We start from the raw sequence: 4,305 nt of genomic DNA, 5'->3' as shown, positions 1-4,305 counted from the left end.
CATCTTACGCACAAGCTTTATGCAGTGTTCCCTTTCATTCTTCACAATTTTTGCCGTGTGCCCTGTGCACAACGGAACAACATTTTTGGTTGTATATCAAATTGCTATGATTTTTCCCATTTTTTCTACTCTTATTATACCATGCCACCGAAAATGATGGTTTAGTGAAGTGGAAATAATATCGTTATGTTTTTTGAAACCTTCATATCAGCTTTGTGTATAAGATGAATAAATGGCAACAGGACATAAAAAGCAACAGGAATCGTGGGGTTCGCGGGGAATGTTTGAGAGGAGATGCCTTGAAAAAAGCCTCCTCCCTTGCGAATATCTGTCATTTCGCAAGGGAGGAGGCTTATCGATAAGAGGAAATCAGTTTTGGTAAGGCAATTTGTCAACGATATGCACCAAAAATTGCATCAGCACAACGGCATCATCGCTGCCAACTTCGCTGTCGCCGTTGCAGTCGGCATTTTTCTTAGTGGCATCGTCCAGCATAACCGCACCAGCACAGGCTTTGTTCAGCAGGACTGCATCGGTGATGTCCACTCGTCCGTCGAGGTTGAGGTCGCCGTAGAGGGCGGTGGGTTCGGTTTGGGCGGAAGATGTGGTGGTTTGGTTGGTAGTTGCAGTGGTCTGTTTTGCTGTGGTAGTTTCGGTTTGTTTTGCAGTAGTGGCAGTGGTTTGCTCTGCCGTGGTGGTTGTGCTTTGTTTTGTCGTAGTTGCGGTAGTTTGCTTTGTTACGGTAGTTTCAGTCTGCTTTGCAGTGGTTGTGGTTTGTTCTGGTGTGGTAGTCGTTGTTTGTTCGGTGGTAGTCGTGGTAGTTTGTTTTGCAGTAGTGGTAGTTTCTGTAGTTGTGTCTGTGGTTGTCGTGGTAACAATACTGTTCAAGGACACAAAGGGAATCTCTTTTTCTGCCGCATAAGTTTCCGCATATGAACCGGTATAGCCGTAAATGGTCAGATCGCTACAGCTTTTAAAAACGTTATAATCGATTTTTGTCACACTGTCTGGTATGATGATTTCAGTCAGGCTAACGCAATTGTCAAAAGTCATAGCATCAATGCTCGTCATGCCATTTGGAATCGTGATCTTGGTCAAATGTGTGCAATCGCCAAAAGCAAGCATGCCGATATTGGTTATGCTGTCTGGCAGAATAATTGTCGTCAGATTGGTACAGCCATAGAACGCATTGCCATGAATACTTGTCACACTATCCGGCACGACAACACTTGTCAAGGCAGTACAATTGTTGAAAGCACCTATATTGATCGTCACAACATCTTCAGGAATTACAACATCACCAGCACAAGTACTTCCGTCAATCAAAAGATGATTGATAATTACCAATGGATTTTCTTTCTGTCTTGCTGCCAGCCAAGCAGTGCCGTAAAAAGCTTTGTTCTCTATACTAGTCACGCTGTCTGGTATCGTAATTTCAGACAAATTGGTACAGTTTTCAAAGGTGTTATGTGCAATTGTAGTCATGCCACTCGGGAGAGTTACAGCAGTCAGACCAGTGCAATTTTCAAAAGCCAACCCTGCTATTGCAGTAACGCTATCCGGTATTGTGATTTTCTTCAGTCCAGTACAATTCAAAAAGGCACTAGTTCCGACACTTGTCATGCCGTCCGGCAGCACAACTTCAGTCAGACCTGCACAGTCCACAAAAGCATACTCATCTATACTGGTCAGGCTGTTTGGCATGGTAATCTTTTCTAATTTTGTGCATGCCTTAAACGCATAACGTCCAATGTTTGTTACGCTATCCGGTATAGTGATTTCCGCCAAACTGGTACAGTTAGAAAAAGTATATTCTCCAATACTTGTCATACTGTTGGATAGGGTAACATCAGCCAAATTTGTACAATCTGAAAAAATGATTTCCTCCATGCTTGTCACACTGTTTGGAATCGTGATCTCTGTCAAACTGGTACAACCAGAAAAGGCAGCTTGTCCAATGCTCGTTACGCTGTCCGGTATGGTAATTGCAGACAAACTGGTGCAGCCCGAAAAAGTATATCCTCCAACACTGGTCAAGTGATCGGATAGTGTAATGCTTTCCAAGTTGGTACAATTCGAAAAAACAAAACCGCCAATATCTGTGACACTGTTCGGTATAGCGATCTTTGTCAGACTGGTACAGCCGGAAAAAGCACTTTCACCAATGCTTGTTACGCTGTCTGGTATGGTGATTGCAGTCAGATTCTCAAGATTTGAAAATGCATTTCCTTCAAAGCTTGTCACACTATCCGGTATAGTAATCGCAGTCAAATCACTGCACCCATAAAAAGCATTTTTTGCAATACTTGTTACGCGTTTTCCGTCAATTCTTGCCGGAATTTCTACTGATTCTACAGTTTCATTGCAGCCGGAAATCTTTACTTCATCGGTATCTGTCACGCTATAGTACAAGTCCCCGTAGGTGCCGTCATAAGAATTTATCACATATGCACTTGCGGTGAATACTGTCTCCACGCTCTCCAACATGTTCTGCACCCCAGACACGCCAACACTACCCAGACAGAGCACGCCGGCAGTCACAGCTGCAAGCACTTTTTTCCACAGCTTCATCTTCATTCCTCCGTTTTTTCTTTTGTTGCAAATTGTCTGTTTTTATTATAGCATGTCAACTTAAAAAAGTCAAATGCCTTTTCATAAATTTCCAGTTTTGTGGAACATTCTGCTATTGTCCAAGTGATTTTTCCATGTCTTCCGCGAATTTCCCACTTCGAATTCTTCCAAAATTCCAACAAATATACAAAAAGTCAGCTTTAAATCAAACCTGCATTGTCAAAAACAGAGAAATCATTACAAATATATTGCATCGTTTTCAATGACGTAATATAATAAAAGCAGGAAAATTCTGCCGGAAACCCGCAGAACATGGGCAGCTGTGTTCTGCTTTTTCTTTCCCTGGAATTTGTCGAATCGTGTCGAAAAAAGGAGAATCCACCATGAAAACCGCATTCCAAAAAAAGGCATATAGTATCCTGACGGCACTGGTGCTGCTGCTGACAGCATGCACCGGTGCCGTTTTCAGCAGCAGTCGGGCAGCGGCTCTGGAACTGGAGGGTACAGGCAAAGCGGACAATCCTTACTTACTCTCAACCGCCGCAGAACTGCTGGAGTTTGCGGAAAAGGCAGCGGCTGATCCCAGCATTTGTGCAATGCTGACGGCGGATATTTCGCTGGAAGGAGAAACTTGGACACCGATTGGCTCCTATGCCGGCACTTTTGACGGCAATTATCACTGCATTTCGAATTTGCAGTGCAGCGGCGGCAGCAACTTGGGCATGTTTGCAAAGCTGTCCGGAACGGTACAGAAACTGGGGCTGACCAACGTACATATCCAAGGGAAAAATACTGTCGGCGGAATTGCGGCTCTATGCAGCGGGACGATCACAGATTCGTTTTGTGAGGGTGATATTACTGCCAGCCGCGACTTTGCCGGCGGTCTGGCAGGGCAATTTCAAGCGGGAGCCGTTGTGCAAAACGCCTACCACATCGGCACAGTTACCGCAAAGGGCACAGTCGGCGGTCTTGCCGGACGAAGCAATGCACCGTTTCAAAACTGCTACCATATCGGAACAGTTGCAAAAACAGACGCTGCTTCCGAAGATTCTGCCGGCATGCTGGTGGGCAAAATGGAAGGTATGGCAGACACACCGCTTCAGAATTGTTTCTACACAGTCACAGCAGGCGGTTACACTGCTGTGGGAAGCGACTACATAGAACCAGAGGGCATGCAGCAGGCAGAGGAGAATTTCCAGAACGGCATTGTTGCCGAACTGATGAATGCCGGCGGCGATATGTGGTGTGTCCGCGAGGGGAAAACTGTACTGAAAGAATTCACGAACAATACTTCAGCAGCTACCACCACAACGGAGAGAACTACAACTTCTGATACAACGAGCACGACTGCTTCGACAACGACAACTTCCGCTACTACAAGTACAACTGCTTCAACAACGACAACTTCCGCTACTACAAGCACGACTGCTTCAACAACCGCGACTTCCGCTACTACAAGTACAACTGCTTCAACAACGACAATTTCCACCACAACAAGCACAACTGCTTCGACAACCGCAACTTCCACCACCACAAGCACAACAACTTTAAAAACCACTACTTCCACCACCACAAGCACAACCACTTCGGCAACCACAACTTCCGCTACTACAAGCACAACCGCTTCGACAACGACAACTTCCACCACAACAAGCACAACTGCTTCGGCAACGACAACTTCCACTACCACAAGCACGACCACTTTAAAAACCACGACTTCCACTGCCACAAGCA

Annotated in this window: 2 protein-coding genes; one reads left to right on the top strand and one right to left on the bottom strand. The window is 45.4% G+C overall.

Features of this window, described 5'->3' with window-relative positions:
- Window positions 1-369 precede the first annotated feature (369 nt).
- Window positions 370-2,571, bottom strand: coding sequence for a leucine-rich repeat protein (locus RUMCAL_RS14530; protein WP_051343709.1), 2,202 nt, complete (start codon window positions 2,569-2,571; stop codon window positions 370-372).
- 383 nt (window positions 2,572-2,954) lie between these two features.
- On the opposite strand from RUMCAL_RS14530, the gene RUMCAL_RS06370 reads away from it, so the two are divergent.
- Window positions 2,955-4,305 (top strand): M26 family metallopeptidase (locus RUMCAL_RS06370; protein WP_040647318.1); only part of this gene is annotated, 1,351 nt, incomplete at its 3' end.

The sequence above is a fragment of the Ruminococcus callidus ATCC 27760 genome, from assembly GCF_000468015.1.
GTDB classification, from domain to species: domain Bacteria; phylum Bacillota; class Clostridia; order Oscillospirales; family Ruminococcaceae; genus Ruminococcus_C; species Ruminococcus_C callidus.
Note: the sequence above shows the minus strand (reverse complement) of the source record. Positions and strands in the feature narration are given on the sequence as shown.

Excerpts from the sequence above, each read along its gene's own strand:
- RUMCAL_RS14530 (WP_051343709.1), bottom strand. The coding sequence starts at position 2,571 with ATGAAGCTGTGGAAAAAAGTGCTTGCAGCTGTGACTGCCGGCGTGCTC.